19 protein-coding genes are annotated in these 20098 nt (G+C 75.8%); 14 read left to right on the top strand and 5 right to left on the bottom strand.

Annotation, left to right across the window (positions count from 1 at the left end):
- Positions 1–109: 109 nt before the first annotated feature.
- From OG774_RS26390 to OG774_RS26365, 6 genes are all read left to right on the top strand, one after another.
- Positions 110–2044 carry a serine/threonine-protein kinase gene (locus OG774_RS26390; protein WP_328305300.1) on the top strand — a complete coding sequence of 645 codons (1935 nt, stop codon included), beginning with the start codon at positions 110–112 and terminating at the stop codon, positions 2042–2044.
- A gap of 60 nt (positions 2045–2104) precedes the next feature.
- Complete coding sequence (locus OG774_RS26385) at positions 2105–4096, top strand: hypothetical protein (protein ID WP_328305299.1); 1992 nt, start codon at positions 2105–2107, stop codon at positions 4094–4096.
- Positions 4097–4332: 236 nt separating this feature from the next.
- Entirely contained in the window at positions 4333–4860 is a 528-nt protein-coding gene (locus OG774_RS26380; protein ID WP_328305298.1) for a hypothetical protein, read from the top strand.
- Positions 4861–4900: 40 nt separating this feature from the next.
- Positions 4901–5080 carry a hypothetical protein gene (locus tag OG774_RS26375; RefSeq protein WP_328305297.1) on the top strand — a complete coding sequence of 60 codons (180 nt, stop codon included), beginning with the start codon at positions 4901–4903 and terminating at the stop codon, positions 5078–5080.
- Positions 5081–5269: 189 nt separating this feature from the next.
- The gene (locus OG774_RS26370; RefSeq protein ID WP_328305296.1) at positions 5270–5500 is read left to right on the top strand and encodes a hypothetical protein; all 231 of its coding nucleotides are present in this window, start codon (positions 5270–5272) and stop codon (positions 5498–5500) included.
- 808 nt (positions 5501–6308) lie between these two features.
- Positions 6309–6482: a hypothetical protein gene (locus tag OG774_RS26365; RefSeq protein WP_328305295.1), complete on the top strand. Its 174-nt coding sequence runs from the start codon at positions 6309–6311 to the stop codon at positions 6480–6482.
- Positions 6483–6555: 73 nt separating this feature from the next.
- Here the strand turns inward: OG774_RS26365 and OG774_RS26360 are convergent, their stop codons facing one another.
- A complete protein-coding gene (locus tag OG774_RS26360) occupies positions 6556–7998 on the bottom strand; it encodes an HNH endonuclease signature motif containing protein (RefSeq protein WP_328305294.1) in 1443 nt (480 codons plus the stop codon).
- A 120-nt stretch (positions 7999–8118) separates the two neighbouring features.
- On the opposite strand from OG774_RS26360, the gene OG774_RS26355 reads away from it, so the two are divergent.
- Positions 8119–8781, top strand: coding sequence for a DUF4190 domain-containing protein (locus tag OG774_RS26355; RefSeq protein ID WP_328305293.1), 663 nt, complete (start codon positions 8119–8121; stop codon positions 8779–8781).
- A gap of 16 nt (positions 8782–8797) precedes the next feature.
- Positions 8798–9382: a hypothetical protein gene (locus OG774_RS26350; RefSeq protein ID WP_328305292.1), complete on the top strand. Its 585-nt coding sequence runs from the start codon at positions 8798–8800 to the stop codon at positions 9380–9382.
- Here OG774_RS26350 and OG774_RS26345 read toward each other — a convergent pair.
- Positions 9379–10578 carry an erythromycin esterase family protein gene (locus OG774_RS26345; protein WP_328305291.1) on the bottom strand — a complete coding sequence of 400 codons (1200 nt, stop codon included), beginning with the start codon at positions 10576–10578 and terminating at the stop codon, positions 9379–9381. The two genes, OG774_RS26350 and OG774_RS26345, sit on opposite strands and share 4 nt — an antisense overlap.
- A 192-nt stretch (positions 10579–10770) precedes the next feature.
- Here OG774_RS26345 and OG774_RS26340 point away from each other — a divergent pair, with 192 nt between their 5' ends.
- Both OG774_RS26340 and OG774_RS26335 read left to right on the top strand, forming a co-directional pair.
- Positions 10771–11985 (top strand): acyl-CoA dehydrogenase family protein, encoded by a 1215-nt coding sequence (locus OG774_RS26340; protein WP_328305290.1) that lies wholly within the window; start codon positions 10771–10773, stop codon positions 11983–11985.
- Positions 11982–13094 (top strand): acyl-CoA dehydrogenase family protein, encoded by a 1113-nt coding sequence (locus OG774_RS26335; protein WP_328305289.1) that lies wholly within the window; start codon positions 11982–11984, stop codon positions 13092–13094. Before OG774_RS26340 ends, OG774_RS26335 begins: the two co-directional genes overlap by 4 nt.
- A gap of 7 nt (positions 13095–13101) precedes the next feature.
- On the opposite strand, the gene OG774_RS26330 is transcribed toward OG774_RS26335, so the two are convergent.
- Positions 13102–13527: a tautomerase family protein gene (locus OG774_RS26330; protein ID WP_328305288.1), complete on the bottom strand. Its 426-nt coding sequence runs from the start codon at positions 13525–13527 to the stop codon at positions 13102–13104.
- Positions 13528–13614: 87 nt separating this feature from the next.
- On the opposite strand from OG774_RS26330, the gene OG774_RS26325 reads away from it, so the two are divergent.
- Together OG774_RS26325 and OG774_RS26320 are read left to right on the top strand one after the other, a co-directional pair.
- Complete coding sequence (locus OG774_RS26325; protein ID WP_328305287.1) at positions 13615–15840, top strand: FUSC family protein; 2226 nt, start codon at positions 13615–13617, stop codon at positions 15838–15840.
- 78 nt (positions 15841–15918) lie between these two features.
- A complete protein-coding gene (locus OG774_RS26320; protein ID WP_328305286.1) occupies positions 15919–16134 on the top strand; it encodes a dodecin family protein in 216 nt (71 codons plus the stop codon).
- A gap of 151 nt (positions 16135–16285) precedes the next feature.
- Here OG774_RS26320 and OG774_RS26315 read toward each other — a convergent pair whose 3' ends face one another.
- Positions 16286–17485: an erythromycin esterase family protein gene (locus OG774_RS26315; RefSeq protein ID WP_328305285.1), complete on the bottom strand. Its 1200-nt coding sequence runs from the start codon at positions 17483–17485 to the stop codon at positions 16286–16288.
- 184 nt (positions 17486–17669) lie between these two features.
- Here OG774_RS26315 and OG774_RS26310 point away from each other — a divergent pair, with 184 nt between their 5' ends.
- Together OG774_RS26310 and OG774_RS26305 are read left to right on the top strand one after the other, a co-directional pair.
- A complete protein-coding gene (locus tag OG774_RS26310; RefSeq protein WP_328305284.1) occupies positions 17670–17918 on the top strand; it encodes a hypothetical protein in 249 nt (82 codons plus the stop codon).
- A 116-nt stretch (positions 17919–18034) separates the two neighbouring features.
- Entirely contained in the window at positions 18035–19276 is a 1242-nt protein-coding gene (locus tag OG774_RS26305; RefSeq protein ID WP_328305283.1) for a glycoside hydrolase family 88 protein, read from the top strand.
- On the opposite strand, the gene OG774_RS26300 is transcribed toward OG774_RS26305, so the two are convergent.
- Positions 19273–20058, bottom strand: a complete 786-nt coding sequence (locus OG774_RS26300; RefSeq protein WP_328305282.1) for an SDR family NAD(P)-dependent oxidoreductase — start codon at positions 20056–20058, stop codon at positions 19273–19275. The genes OG774_RS26305 and OG774_RS26300 overlap by 4 nt on opposite strands.
- Between the last annotated feature and the right edge of the window lie 40 nt (positions 20059–20098).

Genomic DNA, 20098 nt, shown 5'->3' with positions numbered 1-20098 from the left:
GCGAAAAGTGTGAGTCCACTGGCCCACCACGAGGCGATCCCGCATACTCTCGGTGACTTTCATTCGGGGGGAAGGTCTCCCCGGATTCCCCGACGCAGGAGAGCGCCCCATGAGCACCGAGGCCCCGGGCCACTCGCCCTCGCCGTCCGCCGGCGACCCGGTGGAGATGTTCGGGCCCTACCGTCTCGAGGAGCGCATCGGGCGCGGCGGGATGGGCGAGGTGTTCCGCGCGTTCGACACCTCCCGCCAGCGCACCGTCGCCGTCAAGCGACTGCACGGCGGGCTCGCCGACGACGGCGACTACCAGGAGCGCTTCCGGCGCGAGTCGCGCACCGCCGCCAGGCTCTCGTCGCCGCACGTCATCCCGATCCACGACTTCGGCACCATCGACGGCCGTCTCTACATCGACATGCGACTCGTCTCCGGTCTCGACCTGGCCGACGAGATCGAGCGCCACGGCCGGCTCGACCCACGTCGCGCGGCGGAGATCGTCCGCCAGACCGCCGACGCCCTCGACGCCGCGCACGACGACGGCCTCATCCACCGCGACGTCAAGCCGTCCAACGTGCTGATCACCCAGCACCGCGGGCGCGACTTCGTCTACCTCGTCGACTTCGGCATCGTGCGCGCGATGGGCGGCGACACCAAGAGCTCGCTCACCGGCACCGGCTCGGCGATCGGCACGCTCGCCTACATGGCCCCGGAGCTGTTCCTCGGCCGCGAGATGGACCGTCGCGTCGACGTCTACGCGCTCGGGTGCCTGCTGTTCGAGGCCATCGCGGGGCGTCCGCCGTTCCTCTCCGAGGGCCCCGGGCTCATGTACGACCACCTGAACGAGACCCCGCCGCGCCTCTCCGAGGTCGCACCCGGTTCGCCGCCCGCGCTCGACGCGGTGCTCGCGACGGCGATGGCCAAGGACCCCGCCCAGCGCTACGCCACCGCCGGCGACTTCGCCGACGCCGCCCTGCAGGCCGTCGGCGGCGAGGCGCCCACCGGCGAGACCAGCGCGCCGGACGACGGGACCGCCCGCCACGGTGCGGGCGGCGCGTTCGCTGCCGGGGCGGCCGGCGCCGGCCTCGGCGCCGCGGCCGCGGCCGGCCCGCGGTCGTCCGGCCCGCAGGGCGTCACCCCCACGTACGTGCCCGGGCCCCGACCGAGCTCCGGCCCGCAGGCCCAGCCGTGGACGCCGGGCGGCCCGATGCAGGGACCCTCGCCGTTCGGCACGCCGCAGGGTTCGGGACCCCAGCCCGGCGTCGGGTCCGGCCCGCAGCCCGGCTACGGCACGCAGGGCTACACCGGCGGCCAGCCCGGGTTCCCCGGCGGCACGCAGGGCTACGGGCAGCCGGGCTACGGCACCGGCCCGTACCCGCCGCCCCCGGGCGGCCCGCAGGCCGGGTGGTACGGCCAGCCCCCGCAGCCGCCCAAGAGCGGCAAGGGCAAGGTCATCGCGATCGTCGCCGGCATCGCCGCGGTCCTGCTGCTCGTCGCGGTGGGCGCGGTCGTGCTGCTCAACCAGGACTCGGCGCCCCCGATCGCCCAGCCGACCCCGGGGACGACCGCGGGTCCGTCGTCGCAGGCCGCACCCACCTCGCCGACGACGCCCACGCCGCCCGCCGGCCAGCCCGCGCTCTCGCAGGTCTTCCCGGACGTGACGAGCTCCAACTGCCAGCTGATGGACCCCGCCACGGCTCCCCTGCGGGCCCAGAACGGCGCGACGTCCATCGAGTCCTACTCGTGCGACTACTCGAGCGTCGTCCCGGGCGCCACCGTGTACTTCGCACGGTGGTCGGACGCGGCGGGCGCCCGGGCCTGGTACGACGACACCGCCGCGCTCGGCCCGCGCATCGAGAACTTCGACGTCTGGCAGGCCGGCGGCGTCCAGCAGGGCCCGCTGTACACGGCGCAGTCCAGCACCGGCGTGATCTCCACCGGCATCTACGAGGGCCTGAACTACAGCTGGGAGATCCGCACCACCAACCTCGAGCAGTCCAACCAGGTGTTCCAGGCGCTCCGCTTCCGCGCCAAGTCGACCTTCGGCGGCTGACGCCCCTCCGGACACGACGGGCCCGGCCGAGAACTGGATCGTCGAGGACTGGACGGACGAGTGACCGACGGCGAGACGCTCTCGGGTGGGCACTACCGGCTCGGGCCGTCACTGACCGGCGACGGAGCGGGGCGGGTGACAGTCCGGGCGGCGCGTGACGAGTGGGGCGATCGTGACGTGGTGGCGGTGGCGCTCGCTCCGGACGGCCTCGCACCGGACGGCCTCGCACCGGACGGGCGGGACGGGCCTCCCGCCCCCGACGCGCTGACCCGCGTCGCCCGCGACATCCGCCGTCTCGCCGCGGCGGCGCACCCCGGCCTCGCGCCGGCGGACGACGTCGCGGCGGGCGCGGACCGCGGGCTGTGGCTGGTGCACGATCTGCCCGCCGGCGTGCGCGGTCTCGCCGACGACGGTCCCGTCGCGCCGGCGGCGGCGCTGCGGCGCGCGGTGGTGCTGGCCGGGGCGCTGGGGGCGGCCCACGCGGCGCGGGTGGTGCACGGCCGGGTCGGCGCGGACCTCGTCCTGGTCGGCGGGGACGACGCCGTGTGGCTCGTGGGCGCGCCGTCCGGGGTGCGCCCGACGGACCGGCCCGGCGCCGAGGACGACGACACCCGCGCCCTCGCCGCGACGCTCCTGGACGCCGGCACGGACGACAGTGAGCCGGCGCTCGCGGCGCGCCTGGCGGACGTCCTCGAGCGCGCGGTGCACGCGACGCCCGAGGTGCCCGGGGACCTCGGCGCGAGGCTGCGCCGCGATCTCGGCGAGGTCGGCAGGCCGGAGGAGGCCCCGCCCGTCCGGCTCACCGAGGTGATCCCGACGGCGACGGCCACCGGGGCCTGGTCGCCGACCCGCCCGGTGCCCGTCGGGTCCTCGGGCCCGGGCCACCCGCACGAGCGCACCACGACCCCCGTCCTCGTGTCGCCGCACGGGCCGGGTCCGGCAACGCCGGTCCTCCCCCGCCCGGCGCCGGGGATGCCCGCGCGGCGGCCCGTCGCGGTGGCCCCACCCCGTCCCTCGGGCCCGATGCCGGCGCGTCCCGCCGGTCCGGGGGCGCCGCCTCAGCGGCCGGGCCCGGTCGACGACCCCTCGGGCCCGGGGCGTCCCCCGACCCGCACGGGCCTGGTCGTCGTGGCCGTCGCGGTCGTCGTGCTCCTGCTCGCCGGGGCCGTCGCCGCGGTGCTCGTCCTGGGGACCGATGCGGCACCGGCCGGGCCGAGCGACCGCGTCGTCCCCGCGGCCATCGGCGACCCGCGCACCGTCGACCCCTGCGGCCTCGTCGACCCCGCGGCCCTCGCGGCGCGCACCGGCGGCGAGGCCCGGGTCGTCCCCGACCTCGGCGGCCCCGCCACGTGCGTCGTCGACGTCGCGGCGCCGGGCGGGGACGTCGCGGTGATCGCGACCCTCGAGCCCGTCGCCACCGCCGTGAGCGCCGCGCGGGAGGAGCGCGTCGGGGCCCTGCTGGTGCGCCGGGTGGCGCCGCAGGCCGGCTCCTGCACCCGCACCGTCGTGACCACCGAGGGCGTCCAGGTCTCGCTCGACGCGATCGCCCCCGCCGGCTCGGGCGCCGACCTCTGCGCCGTAGCCGACACCGCGACCGACGCGACGCTGCGGGTGCTGCAGCAGGGCACGACGTTGCCGAGCCGCGCGACCGAGGACCCGCCGACGGCCCTGACCTCCGTCGACACCTGCAGCCTGCTCACGCGGACCGACCTCGGCCCGGTGCCGGGCCTCGACCCGGCCTCGGTCGCCCCCGGTGTGGGCGGCTGGTCGTGCCGGTGGGGCACCGGCACGGGCGGCGTCGTCGACGTGGGTGTCGAACGCCGCCGGGCCTTCGCGCCGACCGCGGCCGTCGCGGGCCGACAGGCCGCGGTCACCCCGCAGCGGTCCTCGTGCGACGTCGCCCTCGCCCAGCGCGCCTACACCGCCGCGGACGGGACCCCGCGCGTCGAGCTCCTCGAGGTGACGGTGTTCGGGACACGACCCGCCGACGCCCTCTGCGCCGACGCGACCCGCCTCGCCGCCGCCACCGTGCCCCGTCTGCCCCCGCCGTGATCCCGGCCGTGATCCCAGCCGTGAGCTGTCCGGTCCCGGGAGGGTGGGCGAGGGGATGCGCGTCCGCGTGGGATGTCCGACACTGCCCCGGCCGGCGGTAACGCCCGCCACCGATCATCCCGATACTGCGGCGTCACGATCTGGCGTATCGCCATCCGGGGCATCACGATCCCGAGGCCGATCGAGGAGGCCGACATGACCAGCGACCACCCGACCCTCGCGCGGAGCGCGGCGTCATGGCGGTGACCGCTCCCGCCGTCGGCGCCGGGCGCGGACCCTGGATCGCCAGCGCCGCCCTCGCCGTCGCGATCGTCGTGGCCGCCGGGCTGGCGGTCCTGACCCTGGTGTCCGCGCCGTCGTCGACCGCGTCGCAGCCAGAAGCCGTGGCCCCCGCCCCGGCGGCGCCCGCCGCCCCGGCGTCGCCGGCCGCCGTCCCGCCGCCCGCCGGCGCCCCGGCCACCGCCGACACCGCCGGGCGCGCGCTGCCCGCCGCCGTCGCGACGGGCACCGGGGAGCTCTACACCGCGCTCGGCGCCGGCGACCTCCCGGCCGTCCAGGCCCGGTACCGCCCGTCGGCCGCGTTCGACGCCGCCCCGTGGGCGCGGGTGGCGCCGCTGCTGGCCGAGCCGGCCAACCGGGAGGCGCTCCTCGCCGCCCTGCGCGAGCCCCCGCAGCGCCGTTCCGGCATCTACCGGTTCGCCGCCGGCGGCGCCGTGGTGGGCGTGGACGCCCAGGGCCGGATGGGCTTCCTGCTCCTGCCCTGACAGCCCCTACCAGCACCGCCGGACGAAGAAGGTCGCGTCCATGGCGTACGAGCCCGGGCGCGCGGGCGCCCGTCCCGGGATGTCCGGGGCGGCGCCGCTCGTGGTCCGCGCGGCCGGTGACCGTCGCACGCTGCGACCCGGCGAGACGCTGGTCGTCGGCCGCGACGAGGCGTCGGACCTGCAGCTCGTCGGCCCCGGGTCTCGCGCGAGCACCTGCTGATCCGGTCCAGCCGGACGGCTGGGAGCTCTTCGACCGCAGCCGCAACGGGTCGTTCGGCGGCGGCCGCCCGTTCCGGGAGCTGACGGTCGGCGCGCCGGTCACCGTGCGGCTCGGGGCGCCCGGGCGGGCCCCGAGCTGTCGGGCGCGACGCTCACCCCGCCGCCCGGAAGGGCCCGACCGTCGCGGCCAGTGCCCTCGCCGCCCGTCCCCGGGCCGACGACGCCGCGGGCGTCCGACGCCACGGTCTCCGCCCCTGCCGCCGCGCGCTCCTCCGCCGCGGCCGGCGCCGGACGAGGCGGTGCTCCTCGGCTCCGGGCGAGCACGGGGCTCGCGCTCGTCGGGCTCACGGTGCTCTTCGCGATCGCCACCGCCGTGCTCCTGCGGCGCGTCGAGCCGATCCGCGGGGGCTGCCGGCGCTGAGGGGCGTCTGCCAGCGTTCCCTCAGGAACATCGCCGACCGCACCCGCCGTCAGAGGGTCGACAGCGATCGCGGCCTCGGCGAGGAGCACCATGAGCGAGCCCGGCACGGCCGACAGCGCCTACACCGCCGACGACGCACCACCTGCGGCCCGGACGGCGGGCTGATCTCCTTTCCTGCCGACACGCCGACCATGACCTCCTTCGACGGCGACCACGACGGCTACTACGAGACGTCGGCCACCGACGCCGACGGTGACGGCTACGCCGAGACGGCCTCGGCCGATGAGGACCGCGACGGCTACGACGAGTTCGCGCTCTCCGACCACGACCGCAACGGTGCCGTCGAGAGGTCGTCGTCGACACCGATGCCGACGGCTGGGGGAACGCCGCCATCACCGACGGCGCGCCCTACGGCGCGGCCGGGACGGTCGCCGTGGCCGATACCGACAACGACGGCTACGCGGACCTCGTCGTCCCGGGCCTCTGACACCGGCGCTCCGCAGTTCCCGGGGGACGACCATGAACGACGTCAGGCACCGGTCGCACCCGGCCGACCGGAGTGGCGCGCTCCCGGGTGGCCCCGCTGCCGAGCCGCCGTTCGGGTCGCCGCCCTACGGCATCCCTCCTTCCGGCGCCCCAGCGGGATTCGGCCGCTCGCCGTACCCGTACGGGCCGGCTCCCTCCGTGCGCCCGCAGCACACGGCGCGGTTCGGGAGCCCGTACCCCGGCACCGCGCCGTACCCCGTGCCGTACCCCGCCCGCACACCCGGCGCGTCTCCGCGATGGGGGTGGCGGCCTGCCCACAGCCGTGATCGCGGGGATCACGGCCCTCGTGCTCGCCGGCGTGGTGACGCTGGTCGTGCTGATCTCCCACGCGAGGCCCGGCGCGGCCCCGGCCACGCCGGGGCCGATGGCGGGCGATCGCCAGGTGACCACCACGCCGGTCGACGACGACACCTCCACGCTCGACACCGACACCTGAGCGCGGGGCGACGCGGTGCTCGCCACGAGCCGGTTCCGGCCGTGATCCAGGTCGCCCACTGACGCGACGTGGGTCAGATGACGGCGGCTGATCGTCCGCCGGGTCTGGGTTGTCGTTCGGGGTCGATCCAGGGTGGTGGGGTGAACCAGGGGAGCCCGTCGATCATGTCGATCCGCCAGTGCCCGTGGTGGATCACCTGGTGGTGATGCCGGCAGAGCAGCGTGAGGTTGTCGAGGCAGGTCGGTCCGCCCTCGCCCCAGTGGTCGATGTGGTGGGCGTGGCAACGCCTCGGTCGGCGCGTGCAGCCGGGGAAGGTGCAGCCGCCGTCGCGGAAGGTCAGCGCCCGACGCATCGCATCCGGGATCAGCCGAGATCGACGCCCGATGTCCAGCGGCTCGGACTTCGAGCCGAGGACGAGGGGGACGATGTCGGCGTCGCAGGCCCACCGGCGGACGGTGGCCGGGTCGGACAGGGCCCCGGAGTCCAGGGTGCCGTGCCCGATCGCGAGCTGGAGCCAGCGGTGGTCCATGGTGATCGTCAACAGCGCCCGCCCCGGCCCGCGATTGGTCTCCGGTGCCGGCGCTGGTGCTGGCGCTGCTGCCGGCTCGGGCTCGGGGCGGCGGGGTGCGGGGATCAGCGCGTCCTCGAGCGGCGCGTCCTCGCCGGCGTCCACGGCATCGGGCTCGTCGGCGGCCGCGTCGTCGGCTTCCGTGTCGTCGGCTTCCGCGTCGGCGGCGGCGGCGGCGTCAGCTCCCGAGTTGTCGGCTTCGTTGTGGCGGGTGTCGGTGACCAGCCCGTTCGGACCGAGAGCGTCGGCGAACACTTCTTTGAACGCGCACGCCTGCCGGTTCCCCAACGACCGGTGATCATCCGAGCCGGTCGGGGTGGCCAGCACCCCGATGCCCTCGCGGATCGACTCGGCGTCGACCGCGTCGTGGGATCCGGATCCGCATCTCCAGGGTGCCGTCTGGCCCGAGGTCATCGTCAGGTCGTCGAACAGGTCGGCGTCCTCGTCCGGCGCCGCACCATCGGGGTCCAGCTTGGCCAGCAGCGCCTCGGCGAGCCGCCGCAGCGTCGCCGGCGGGAACAGCGTCGCCTTCTCCGCCAGATACGCATCCGCCGCCGGGACCTCGGCCGGGTCGACGTGCTCCATCCTGTCAATCTTCTTCATGGTGCGGCGGATGATCGCCACGTGCTCCGGGGAGATCTCCCCCGACGCCAGCACCGTCGCGGTGCACGGCAGCCGCGGCGGCACCGGCTGACCGTGCAGCGTCATCCGCGGAGCGAGGTCCTCGGCCTCGTCGCACCACCGACCCGCCGTCGCCGGATCGACCCGCCAGTTCTCCTGCAGCAACCGCGCGGTGCTGCGGTCCCCCGTCACGTGAGCGACGCCGAGCCGGTCGAGGTGAGCGATCCGCTCCAGGCGCCGGTAGTAGGCCTGGTGGGCCGCGGTCTGCTCCGCGCGGGCAGCGTCGAGCGCCTCCCGCTCGACCAGCCCGACACCACCTTCGCTCATGTGTTCGATCCTAGAACCGACCCCCGACAACGAGGGGCCGGTTCAGGAAGAACGCCCGGAACCGCGCCGATCGGGTCGGAACGATCAGGTCATCCGCCCGTCGCCTCTAGGATGCCGGGCGTGAGCTCGCCGTGGGAATCGCACCGCGACCGGTCGTCCGAGCCCGGCGACGGGCCGTCCTCCGGGTCGGGGTCGCAGGACGGCCCGATGCCGTACTCCCCACCGACGCCCTACCCGGAGCCGTCGGCGCCCGACTCGCTCGGGCTGGCGCCCTACAGCGACCCGTACCAGTCGGACCCGTACTCCTCCGGCTCCGAGCCGTACTCCTCGAGTGCCTACGGCCCCAGCCCGTACGGGCCGCCCACGCCGTACCCCTCCGGCAACCAGGGCCAGGCGCCCTACGGCCAGGCCCCGTACGGCCAGGGGCAGTACGGGCAGAACCAGTACAACCAGTACGGCCAGAACCAGTACGGCCAGAACCAGTACGGCCAGAACCAGTACGGCCAGCCCTACGGAGCCGGCCCCTACGCCCAGGCCTACCCGACCCGACCGGTGTCCGGGCTGGCGATCGCGGCGCTGGTCTGCGGCATCGTCGGGTTCTTCACCGCCGGCCTCGCCTCCATCCCCGCCGTCATCTGCGGGCACATGGCCTGGCGCGAGACGAGCAGCGGCACCCACTCCGGCCACGGGATGGCGATCGCGGGGCTCGCCCTGGGCTACCTGCAGATCCTCGGGTGGGCCCTGTTCTGGCTCATCCTCATCGGCAGCGTCGCGACCGTCTGAACCGGGACCTGGCCCCGTGCTCTTCGCCCTGCGCTTCGCCGAGCCGGTCGCGCGCGGCGAGGTGGACCTGACGTTCCGCCGCTGGAAGCGCGCGCAGGTCCGGCCCGGGCGGCCGTACCGCACGCCGGTCGGCCGGCTCCAGGTCGACGAGGTCGACGTCGTGTCCCCCGGCGAGCTGCAGGATGCCGACGCCCGGCGCGCCGGATTCGATTCGGTCGAGGCGATGCTGGCCGAGGCCGACAAGCACGCCGCGCCGGACGCCGAGCTCTACCGCGTCCGCTTCCACAAGCTCGACGAGCCCGACCCGCGCTCGGAGCTCGCGGCGAGCGTGCCCGACGCCGACGACCTCACCGCGGTCCGTCGACGCCTCGACGCCATGGACGCGCGCAGCGCGCACGGGCCGTGGGCCTGGGCGACGCTCGCGGCGATCGCCGAGCGCCCCGCCGTGCGCGCCCCCGACCTCGCCGCGTCGTTCGGTCGCGAGACCGCGCCGTTCAAGGCCGACGTCCGTCGGCTCAAGGCGCTGGGTCTGACGCACTCGCTGCCCGTGGGCTACGAGCTCTCCCCGCGCGGCCGGGCCGTGCTCGACTCTCGCAGCTAGCGCGCCCACGCCGGGTGCACCGTGCGCACCACGGCGATGCCGTCGAGGTCGGTGCCCGGGCGGCACGGAACCACCGCGCCCGCGGGTGACGACGACGAGATCTCGTCGCCGACCGACCGCCGGGTGACCCCGCCCGAGGCCCACGTCGCCACGGCCGGCGGGGCACCGTCGAGAGCGCGAAGGTCGACCACCGGATCCCGCGGGCTGGCGGCGAGCACCGCGGCCTCGAGCGACCCGTCCGGCGCGGCGGACAGGCGTTGGACCTTGGACGTCCGCGACACCCCGAGCAGCCGCCGCCGCAACGCGCGCGTCCTCCCCTCGCCCGCCGAGAGCACCAGCGGGCGGTACGCGTCGCCGAGGCGTGCACGCAGATGGGAGCCCGCGCTCGGTGGGTCCTCCCGCGCGACGACGTGGTCGGCCTGCGCCCAGAGGACCACCCGGCCGTCGGGGCCCGCCGCGTCGAGGGCCTCGAGCACGCCCTCGGCCATCAGCCGCTCGGCGACGGCGTCCGCGCCCTCGGGCGGCGCGGCGGCGAGCTCCGCGGCGCGGGCGAGGAACCCGGCGTGCCGGACGGCCTCGGCGTGCTGCTCGGGCGAGGTGGCGGCGACGAGCGCCGGCACGTCCTGGTCGAGCCGCGCCCGCACCCGGTCGACCGCGGTGCGTTCGGAGTCGTCGGCGTGCCCGAGTGCGAGGTCGGCGAGGGCGTCGGCGACGGTCGCGAGCAGGTCCGGGTCCACGATGCGCAGGTAGGCGCCGACGACGCTGACGCCCGTCGCCGGCCGGCGGGGGTCGACGCCGACGACCCGGACGTGCGCCCCCGACAGTCCGCGCACGAGCTCGAGCACCTCACGAGTGTTCCAGCTCCAGGACCCGAGCGACTCGAGCGCCTCGCCGGCCGACCCCGTCCCCTCACGGAGGTGCTCGTCGAGCACCGTGGTGCCCGCGTCGCTCGCCTGCAGCGCGAGGGTGCGGACGCCGGCGTCGCGCACGAGGCCCTCGATCAGCCGGTGGGCGAGCTGCGCCAGCTCACGGGTGCCGACCACCGCAGGGCCGAGCGCGAGGACCCGCGCGTCGGCGGCGGCGTCGATCCAGGCCGCGACGCCGTCCTCGACGGCCGCCCCGTCCTCGAGGTCGTCCGGCACCGCGATCGGTCGCGCGTGCGCGGCGAGCCACTGCGTCACCTCGGTGTCGGTCACGGCGTGCACCCTGGCAGGCACCGTCACGCCGACAGCGGGAGGGCCGCAGACACCTCGCCGATCTCTCGGGAGTGTCATCAGCGCACTCCGCACCGGTGACACTCCCGAGAGATCGAACCGGAGAGGTCCGGAGACCCGTCGGCGTCCCGGGCAGGGGTCGACACGGCCCGGCCGGCGACGCAGGGTGCAGGGGTGACTGCGACCGACAGCCCCCCGGACGCGGGCTCCCTGGACGCGACGGCCCTGGCCGCCCGCGTCGAGGAGTTCCTCGCCGCCCACGACCCGTCGACCACCGAGCCCGGCGAGTTCCTCCGCGAACGCTTCGCCGCCGGCCTCGCGTGGGTGCACTACCCCGCGGGGCTGGGCGGTCTCGGCGCCGAGAACGGCCTGCAGGCCGCCGTCGACGCCGCGTTCGCCGCGGCGGGATCACCCGAGAACCGGCCGCGCCTCAACGTCATCGGCCTGGGCATGGCCGCGCCGACGATCGTGCGCTTCGGCGACGACGCCCAGAAGGAGCGCTGGCTCCCGTCGCTGTGGACGGGCGAGGACATCTGGTGCCAGCTCTTCAGCGAGCCCGGCGCGGGGTCCGACCTCGCGGGCGTCGGCACCAGCGCGGTGTGGGACGGCGACGCCTGGGTGCTCAACGGGCAGAAGGTGTGGACCTCGATGGCCCACCACGCCCGCTGGGGCATCCTCCTCGCCCGCACCGACCCCGAGGCGGTCAAGCACCGGGGCCTGTCCTACTTCGTGGTCGACATGACCGCACCCGGGGTGGAGGTCCGCGGGCTGCGGCAGATCACCGGCGAGGCCGAGTTCAACGAGGTCTTCCTGACCGACGTCCGCGTCCCCGACGACCAGCGCCTCGGCGAGGTCGGGCAGGGCTGGGCCGTCGCGCAGTACACGCTGATGAACGAGCGCGTCGCGATCGGCGGCGGCACGCTGCCGCGCGAGAGCGGTGCCGTCGGGTCCCTGGCCGCGCGGTGGCGCGAGCACCCCGAGGCGCACACCCCCGGCCTGCACGACCGCATGCTGCGGCTGTGGGTCGAGGCCGAGGCCGCCCGCCTCACCGCGGAGCGCCTCGGGCAGCAGCAGGCCGCGGGCCAGCCGGGACCCGAGGGCTCCGGCGTCAAGATCACCTACGCCCGCCTGAACCAGGAGTGCTCCAGCCTGGAGCTCGAGCTGCGCGGCGAGGACGGCCTGCGCTACGCCGACTACACCGAGCGCCGCCCCGAGGTCGAGGACTACGCGTCCCGCGACGCGGGCTGGCGCTACCTGCGCTTCCGCGCCAACTCCATCGAGGGCGGCACGTCGGAGATCCTGCGCAACGTCATCGCCGAGCGCGTGCTCGGCCTGCCCGCCGAGGCCCGTGCCGACAAGGACGTCCCGTGGAAGGACCTACCGCGATGAGCGCCCCCAGTACGCCCACCACCGGCGACCTCCTCTACTCCGACATCGAGGACGACCTGCGGGCGAGCATCCGCGCGCTCGTCGACAAGCAGGCGCCCTGGGACGCCGTCCTCGCCCGGACGGACACCGACGACTCGGTCGACACCGACCTCTGGAAGCGGCTCACGCAGGAGATCGGCGTGGCGGGCCTGCCCGTGCCCGAGGAGCGCGGCGGCGCGGGCGCCTCGTGGCGCGAGGTCGCCGTCGTCGCCGAGGAGCTGGGCCGCGCCGTGGCGCCCGTCCCGTTCCTCGGCACCGCCGTCGCGACGGCCCTGCTGCTCGAGACCGGCGAGGACGAGCTCCTCGCCGCCGTCGCCGCCGGGGAGCGCACCGCCGCCCTGGCCGTCGGGGCCACGCGGGGGGCGGGACGCCCGGTGCCGGTGACGGTCGAGCGCCAGGGGGCCGGTGACCTCCTGCAGGGCACCATCAGTGCCGTGGTGGACGCGGTCACCGCCGACGTGCTGCTCGTGCCCGTCGAGGGGGGCCTCGCGATCGTGGAGACCGGAGAGGACGGGGGCGGCGACGGGGTCACGCGCACGACGGCCGAGTCGCTCGACATGACCCGCCGCCTCACCGACGTCGCGTTCGACGGGGCGCCGGCGCGGATCGTCGCGGGTGCCGACGTCGATCGCGCGCTGCGGATCGGCGCCGCGGTCCTCGCCTCCGAGCAGCTCGGGCTCGCGGAGCGCTGCCTCGCCGACACCGTCGCCTACCTGCGCGACCGCCACCAGTTCGGTCGCCAGCTGGCGTCGTACCAGGCCCTCAAGCACCGTCTCGCCGACCTGTGGGTGGCGATCACCCAGGCGCGCGCGACGGCCCGCTACGCCGCCCGGTGCGCCGCGGACGACTCCCCCGACCTCCCGATCGCGGCCGCCGTCGCCGCGGCGCACTGCTCCGAGGTGGCCCTGCTGGCCGCCGAGGAGGGCCTGCAGCTCCACGGCGGCATCGGCTTCACGTGGGAGCACCCGGCGCACCTGTTCCTCAAGCGCGCCCGCGCCGACGCCCTGCTCCTAGGCTCGGCGGACCACCACCGGTCGGTGCTGGCCGACCTGTGCGCGCTGCCCTCGTGAGCTCAGGTCACGGCTCGACCATCCCCTCGGCGGCGAGCTCCGAGAGGTAGACCCACACCACGTCCGCGGAGACGTCCGTCGCCGCGACCACCGCCTCGCGGACCGCGGCCGCGAGGGCCTTCGTCGTGGCCTCCTCACCACCGGCGGGCAGGTGCCCGCGCACGAACACCGACCCCACCGGTGCCGTGCGACCCCCGACGAAGTGGTCGCGACCCTGCAGGTCCTCGATGATCACCTGGACCGAGGACGAGGAGCCGCCCGTCAGTCGGGTGTGCGTGTCGGTCAGCTGCTCGGCGAGCCGCGCTCGCCGTCCCGGTCCCAGCGTGTCGGTGCGCGCACGCACGAGGTAGGTCGGCACGTCGGGCTCCCTCTGATCGTCGGTGACGCGACGAGCCTTGTCCGAGACCGGCCCCTCGTCCAGCCCCGGCTTCATCCGGATTTCACCCGCGGACGGCCGGGCCCGCGTGCGACCGGCGCGCTGTCCCTCGTGCTCTCGCCCGGCGGACGGCAGACTCGCCCCATGGCCGGACGGCGGGGCTTGCGATGGCTCCTGCGCCAGGACCCGGGGCTCGCCGCGAGCCGGCGCGCGGCCCGTGTCGCCGTCGTCGCGACGGTCGCCTTCATGGTGACCCGCTACGGCCTCGGGAGCCCGACGATCGCGGTCTACGCGGTGTTCGGGGCGATCGGGTTCGGCGTGCTCTCCCAGGTGGTCGGCACGCCGCGGGAGCGCACGCACACGCTCGCGGCCTGCTTCGTCGCCGGGACGGTGCTGGTGACGATCGGGACGCTGCTCGCCGGGAGCACGGCGGCCGCGACGACCGGGATGCTGGTGATCGGCGTCGTCATCGCGTTCCTGCCCACCGGCGGACCGCGCGCCGCCGGCGTGGCCAGCGGCCTGCAGCTGCTCTACATCCTGCCGTCGTTCCCGCCCTACGCCCCGGAGACGCTGCCCGGGCGCCTTCTCGGGCTGGCGATCGGGATGGGGCTCCTCGCGATCGCCGACCGCGTCCTCTGGCCGCCCCGGCCGATCGAGAGCTACGCCTGCCGCGCGGCCGCCGCGGCCCGGGCGGTCGCGGATCTCGTGGACGCCGCGACCACCGGCGTCGGCGACCTCCCCACCCGTCGGGCCGTCGCGGAGCACGCCGACGGGCGTCTCAAGCTGCTCGCCACGCCGTGGGAGGAGCGACCGACCGGTCCGGGGGCCGAGGACCGCGGGCTCGCCCACCTCGGGGCCGCGCTGCGGGCGGTGCGCGGCCGTGTCGAGGCGCTCATCGCGGGTGACACCGAGAGCGCGGGCGACGCGCCCGCCGAGTGCGTCAACCCCGACGTCCGGGCGCCGCTGGCCGCGACCGCGGCGTCCCTGCGCCGCACGGCCGACGCCCTGCTCGGCCACGGTCCGCCGCCCGAGGTCGCGGACGTCGACGCCGCCCGCGCGGCGTACACCGCCCACCGCCTGGCCGCGCTCGCCACGATCGCCGACGGCGAGGAGGCCATCGCCCGCGCCCGGGCGGCCGTGGCCGTCGGGCAGATCCTGTCGTCCGCGCGGGTCGCGGTGCAGGCCGCGCGCATCGTCGTCGACCCGCGGGGACGCACCCGGACGCCGGCCCCGGGCGACCTCGCGTGGTGGACGACCGCGTCCACCCCGCTCTTGTGGTGGCGGCGGATCCGCGCCCACCTCTCGCCGCGGTCGGTGTACCTGCAGAACGCGGTGCGCCTCGGTCTCGGGCTCGCGCTCGCCCGGTTCGTGGCGGGCGAGCTCGACCTCTCGCACGGGCTTTGGGTCCTGCTGGCGACCCTGACGCTGATGCGGACGTCGGTGATGACGACGCGCGCGACCCTGCTCCCCGCCATCGTCGGGACGACGGCGGGTGCGGTGCTCGCGGCCGGCCTGCTCGCGCTCGTCGGGCAGCAGACCGTGGTCTACGCGGTGCTCTTCCCCGTCCTGTGCGTCGCCGCCGTGGGCGCGGGCCAGGTGCTCGGGGTGATCGCGGGGCAGGCGTCGTTCACCCTGCTCGTCGCGGTCCTGTTCGCCCAGCTCGCGCCCGCGGGCCCGTCGCTGGCGGGCGCCCGCCTGCTCGACGTCGTCGTCGGGGCGGTGATCGGGATCGGGGTGGGCGCGGCGGTGTGGCCGGCGGGCGGCCACGGCGAGATGCGCCGGGACGCGTCCCGGTGCCTGATCGCGAGCGCGGACCTCATCACCGCGATGGCCGCCTGGCTCTCCGGAGTGGGCGCACGGGACGAGGTCGCGCGCCGCCTCGCGTCCGCCGACCACCGGATGTTGCTCTTCGAGGCGACGTTCCTGCAGTACCGGGCCGAGCGCCGCGGGCGGTACGAGGACGACGTCGACTGGTTCACGGTGCTCGGTGTGGTGCACCGCGCCGTCCGGGCGGCACGCTCCGCGCTCGACGACCCCGCCGAGCCCGACACCGTGTCCCCCTGGCCCGACCTCGTCGAGCAGCTCCACCGCGATGCCGGCGTCCTGGCCGACGGGTACCGCGGGGTCGCGCGGGCGCTGCAGGCGGACCGGGATCCGGCCACCGACCCGGCTGCCCTCCTCGGACTGCCGTCGGACTTCCTCGACCGCGCCCTGGGGGCGATCACCGACGCCCCGGGACGGCGCGAGCACCCGCGCGAGGCGCTCTGGCTCGTGTACGCCTGGGGCCGGCTGGGCTGGCTCGCCGACGACCTCGCCGTCCTCGGCGCGGTCCTCGCGCCCGCGCCGAGCAGGACGCCGACGCCGGCCTGACGACCCCGAAGTGTGGCGCCGGTCACATCGGGGCACTCCGTCGGTGTCAGCGAGAACCGTCCGAGGAGGCCCCATCCCATGTCCGACAGCGTCTATCGCGTCACCCAGCTCATCGGCACCAGCACCGAGTCGTGGGAGAAGGCCGCGCAGACCGCGATCCAGACCGCCGCGAGCTCCGTGCGCGACCTCCGGATCGCGGAGCTCGACAAGTCCGACCTCGTGATCGAGAACGGGCAGATCACGCACTACCGCGTGCGGCTGTCCGTGTCCTTCAAGTACGAGAGCGAGAGCTGACCGGCGGGACGGCCCCGATCTCGAGGCGATCCTTCGGTTTCCGAAGCATCTCTGGAATCGCCGGCGGACCAGGTCGGCGGGCGGCAGGAACTCCCGGCGCACGTCGTCCTGGGTCTGGCTCGTCGCGCCGACCTCGGGATCGCTCTGCGCGTCAGGTGATGTGCGCCGCGGGCTCCTGGCGCGGCAGGCAGTACAGCGCGTCGTAACCCGCGAGGACGTCGACCGGGATGTGGGTCGTCGCGTGGCGGATGCTCGTCGGGCCCGGCGTGCCGCGGGCCGCGCGCAGGTCGAGCAGCACCGGCTCCGCACCCAGCCCCGCGTCGAGGACGGCCTGCTCGACGCTCCCGGGCTCCGGGTCCGCCAGCGGGTCGGTGTGCAGCGCGATGCCGTGGCGCTCGGCGTCGTCGAGCGTGAAGCCCGGCGTGGCGCCGGTGAGCGCGGTCAGCCCGACGACGACGTAACCGTCGCCGTGGGCCTGCGCGAGGGCCGTCCCGGCCGACGGCGCGCTCACGCCGGGCATGAAGGCGAACGGCACGCGCTGGACGTGTCCGTTGTGCGCGAGCACCACGACGCGCTCGCCGGTCTCCTCGCGCAGGAGGCGGACCGTCTCGGCCATGTGGACGTCCCGCGACGAGACCACCCGCGCCGGCGGGTCGGGCGCGAACAGCTCCGCGAACTCGCGCAGCTGCTCGTCGAGACGCAGCGCGCCGAGCGCGAGGTGCCGGGCGACGCGGTGCTCCGGCCCCAGCGCCTCGACGCGCAGGAGCAGCCGCACCAGGGCCGCGGTCGCGGCGTCGCGGGCCGGGGCGTCGAGCGCGGCGTACCGCGCCGGTGCCGCCCCGTTGTTCGCCGCGACGTAGGGGCGGGTGGCCTCCAGGGCGGCGTCGACGAGGGGCACGGCGTCGGAGGCGTGGGCGGCGAGGTGCTCCCGGACGAGGCGCAGCGCGGGCTCCGGCGAGCCGCCCGACCCCGGGATGTCGAGGCCAGCGAAACGGACCCGCCCGCCCGCCTCCCGGTGCTCCCGCAGGCCCGTGACCAGCGCCTGCATCTCCGGGGCGTCGCCCGCGCGGAACGTGAAGCCGTCCCGTGCGAGGTCCTCCACCGCGCCGGGACCGCCCCGGACCCAGGCGTCGACCAGGAAGCCCTCCGCGTACCCCGACTCCACTGCGACGACCCCGAAGCCGAGCTCGCGCACGAGGTGGCGCACCAGGCGCTCGCGCAGGGCGCCGAACTCGCGGACGCCGTGGTCGTTCTCGCCGATCGCGACCACGGGCGCGTCGCCGACGAGGTCCGCGAGCGCCGACGGGTCGTCGGCGGGCAGGGGGCGCACCGACGCGGGGAGTCCGACCACGGCCGTCATGGTCCGGCAGCGCGCCCCGCTCCGGCGAACGAGTTCCCGACCGACCGCCCGGATGTTCGATCGTCAACCGAACGGGTGGCGTGGCGCACGGCCCGTTAACGACGGAGGGCTGCGCTACGAGAACCAGGCAACACGTTCCATCGGGGGAGCGTCGGGGGATTCATCGGGGGATGTCATGGGTGTTCTGGCCATCGTGGGTGTCGTCGGTGCCGCGGGTGCGGGGGCGGGTGCGTGGATGGTCACGCCGCTCGTGTCGACGGCGCGCAAGGGCACCGAGGACCAGCAGACGGTGGCGGGCTGGCGCGTCGAGGCCGACCGCGCGGCCGCCGTGGTCCGCGCCCGTCGCCGCGCCGCGGTCATCGCGACCATCCCGTCGCCGCGGACCGCCGCGCACGACCAGCTCCGCTCGCCGCTCTCCGGCTGAGCCGCCCGTCGGCGCTGGTGGGGGCGGCTGTTAGCCTCCTGCGCCCGTACGGGGGCCGTGACGTCCGCGGCCGCCGGCGACCCGGGGGGTTCGCGATGGGAGCAGGCCGGAAGACCGTGCGGCAGGGCTTGGTGGCCGCCGCGCTCGCGGCGGTCGCCGTCACCGGGTGCGGCTCGCCGCCGCCCACGGCCCCGCCCGCACCCAGCGAGACACCGGTCGCCACGGCACGCGACGCGTCCGCGGCCGCCGACCCGGCCGGTCCCGTCCTCACCTTCGCGGACGCGCGCCTGGCCGCCACGGCCGACGGGCTCGCGCCGCCCACCTACCCGGTGCGCACCAACCCGGACGGCACCTGGCTGACCAAGGACGCCGAGGACTGGACCGCCGGGTTCCTGCCGGCGGCACTCTGGCGGGTCTTCGAGCGCACCCAGGACCCGGTGTGGCGCGACCGCGCCGAGCGCTGGCAGGCGCCGCTGACGTCGGAGACGACGCACGACGACACCGACCTCGGCTTCAAGATGTTCATGACCTTCGCGGTGGACCACCAGCTCACCGGCGACGAGTCCGCCAAGCAGACGGCCCTGGCCGCCGCGGACACCCTCGCCGCACGCTTCAACCCGACCGTCGGGCTGATCCGCGTCTGGGACGACCGCGACGACGCGGAGAAGTACCAGGTCAACATCGACGCGATGATGAACCTGGAGCTCCTGTACTGGGCCGGGCAGAACGGGCGACCGCAGTACACCGACATCGCCGACCGGCACGCGCAGCGCACCATCACCGACCTCGTGCGCCCCGACGGCAGCACGTCGATGTTCGGCGGCTACGACCAGCACACCGGCGCGCTCCAGCGCACCTACACGATGCAGGGCTTCAAGGACGACTCCACGTGGGCCCGCGGGCAGGCGTGGGCGATCTACGGCCTCGCGACGGCGTACCGCTACACCCAGGACCCGCGCTACCTCGAGACCGCGCACCGCACCGCCGACTGGTTCGTCGGCCACCTGCCGCCCGACCGCGTGCCCTACTGGGACTTCGACGTCCCGCAGGCGCCGCCGCAGCCGCGGGACACCTCCGCGGCCGCCATCGCCTCGAGCGCCCTGCTCGAGCTCAGCCAGCTCGACCCCGGACGCGCCGCCGGTGACGTCGACGCCGCGCGCGGGATGCTCGCGTCGCTGTCGTCGCCGGAGTACCTGTCGCGGAACACCCCGTTCCGCTCGATCCTGATCCACGGCACCCAGAACCTGCCCGAGGGGCAGCAGGACTCGGGGATCATGTTCGGCGACTACTACTTCGTCGAGGCGCTGAACCGCTGGGAGCGCCAGGTCGGGCCGTCGGCACAGCTGACGCAGGGCTAGAAGTTGCCCTTCACCGACCACCCGCCGTCCACCGGGTAGGTCAGGCCGGTGAGGAAGGCGCCCTCACGGAAGAAGTACGCCACCATCGACGCGATCTCCTCCGGGCGCCCGAGCCGGCGGATGAGGTGCGCGTCGGCGTTGGCCTGCTTCATCTCGGGCGTGATGTCGGCGAGGATCGGGGTGTCGATCGTCCCCGGCGCAATCGCGTTGATCAGCACGTTCCGGCTCGCGTACTCGAACGCCGCCTGCCGGGTCAGCGCCGCGACCCCACCCTTCGCCGCCGAATAGGACGCCAGGTTCGGCAGACCCCGCAGCGCGGCGAGCGACGAGATGTTGACGATCCGCCCGCCGCCGCGCTCGATCATGCCCGGGATCACCGCGCGCATCCCGAGCCACGGTCCCTTGAGGTCGGTCGCGATCACCTCGTCCCAGGCCTCCTCGATGAGCCCGGTGACGGTGTCCTCGCTCTGCAGGTTGACGACGCCCGCCACGTTGGCGAGCAGGTCGACACGGCCGAACGCGCCCTCGACGTCGGCGACGGCGTCGCGCCACGCGTCCCCGCGACGCACGTCCACCCGGACGGCGCGGGCGGTACCCCCGTCGGCCTCGATCTGCTTGACGGTGTCGGCGGTGTCCTGGATGTCGGCGCACGCGACGTGCGCGCCCTCGGCGCCCAGGCGCAGGGCGGTGGCGCGTCCGATGCCCTGGGCGGCGCCGGTCACGAGGGCGACGGAGCCGACGAGGGACGCGGTACGCGGATCGGGGACGGAGCTCGAGGTCACGGATACCTCCAGATGTGGGGCGACCACTGCAGTCGACCCG

It is taken from the genome of Actinomycetospora sp. NBC_00405 (genome assembly GCF_036044095.1).
Taxonomy (GTDB): Bacteria; Actinomycetota; Actinomycetes; order Mycobacteriales; family Pseudonocardiaceae; genus Actinomycetospora; species Actinomycetospora callitridis.
Note: the sequence above shows the minus strand (reverse complement) of the source record. Positions and strands in the feature narration are given on the sequence as shown.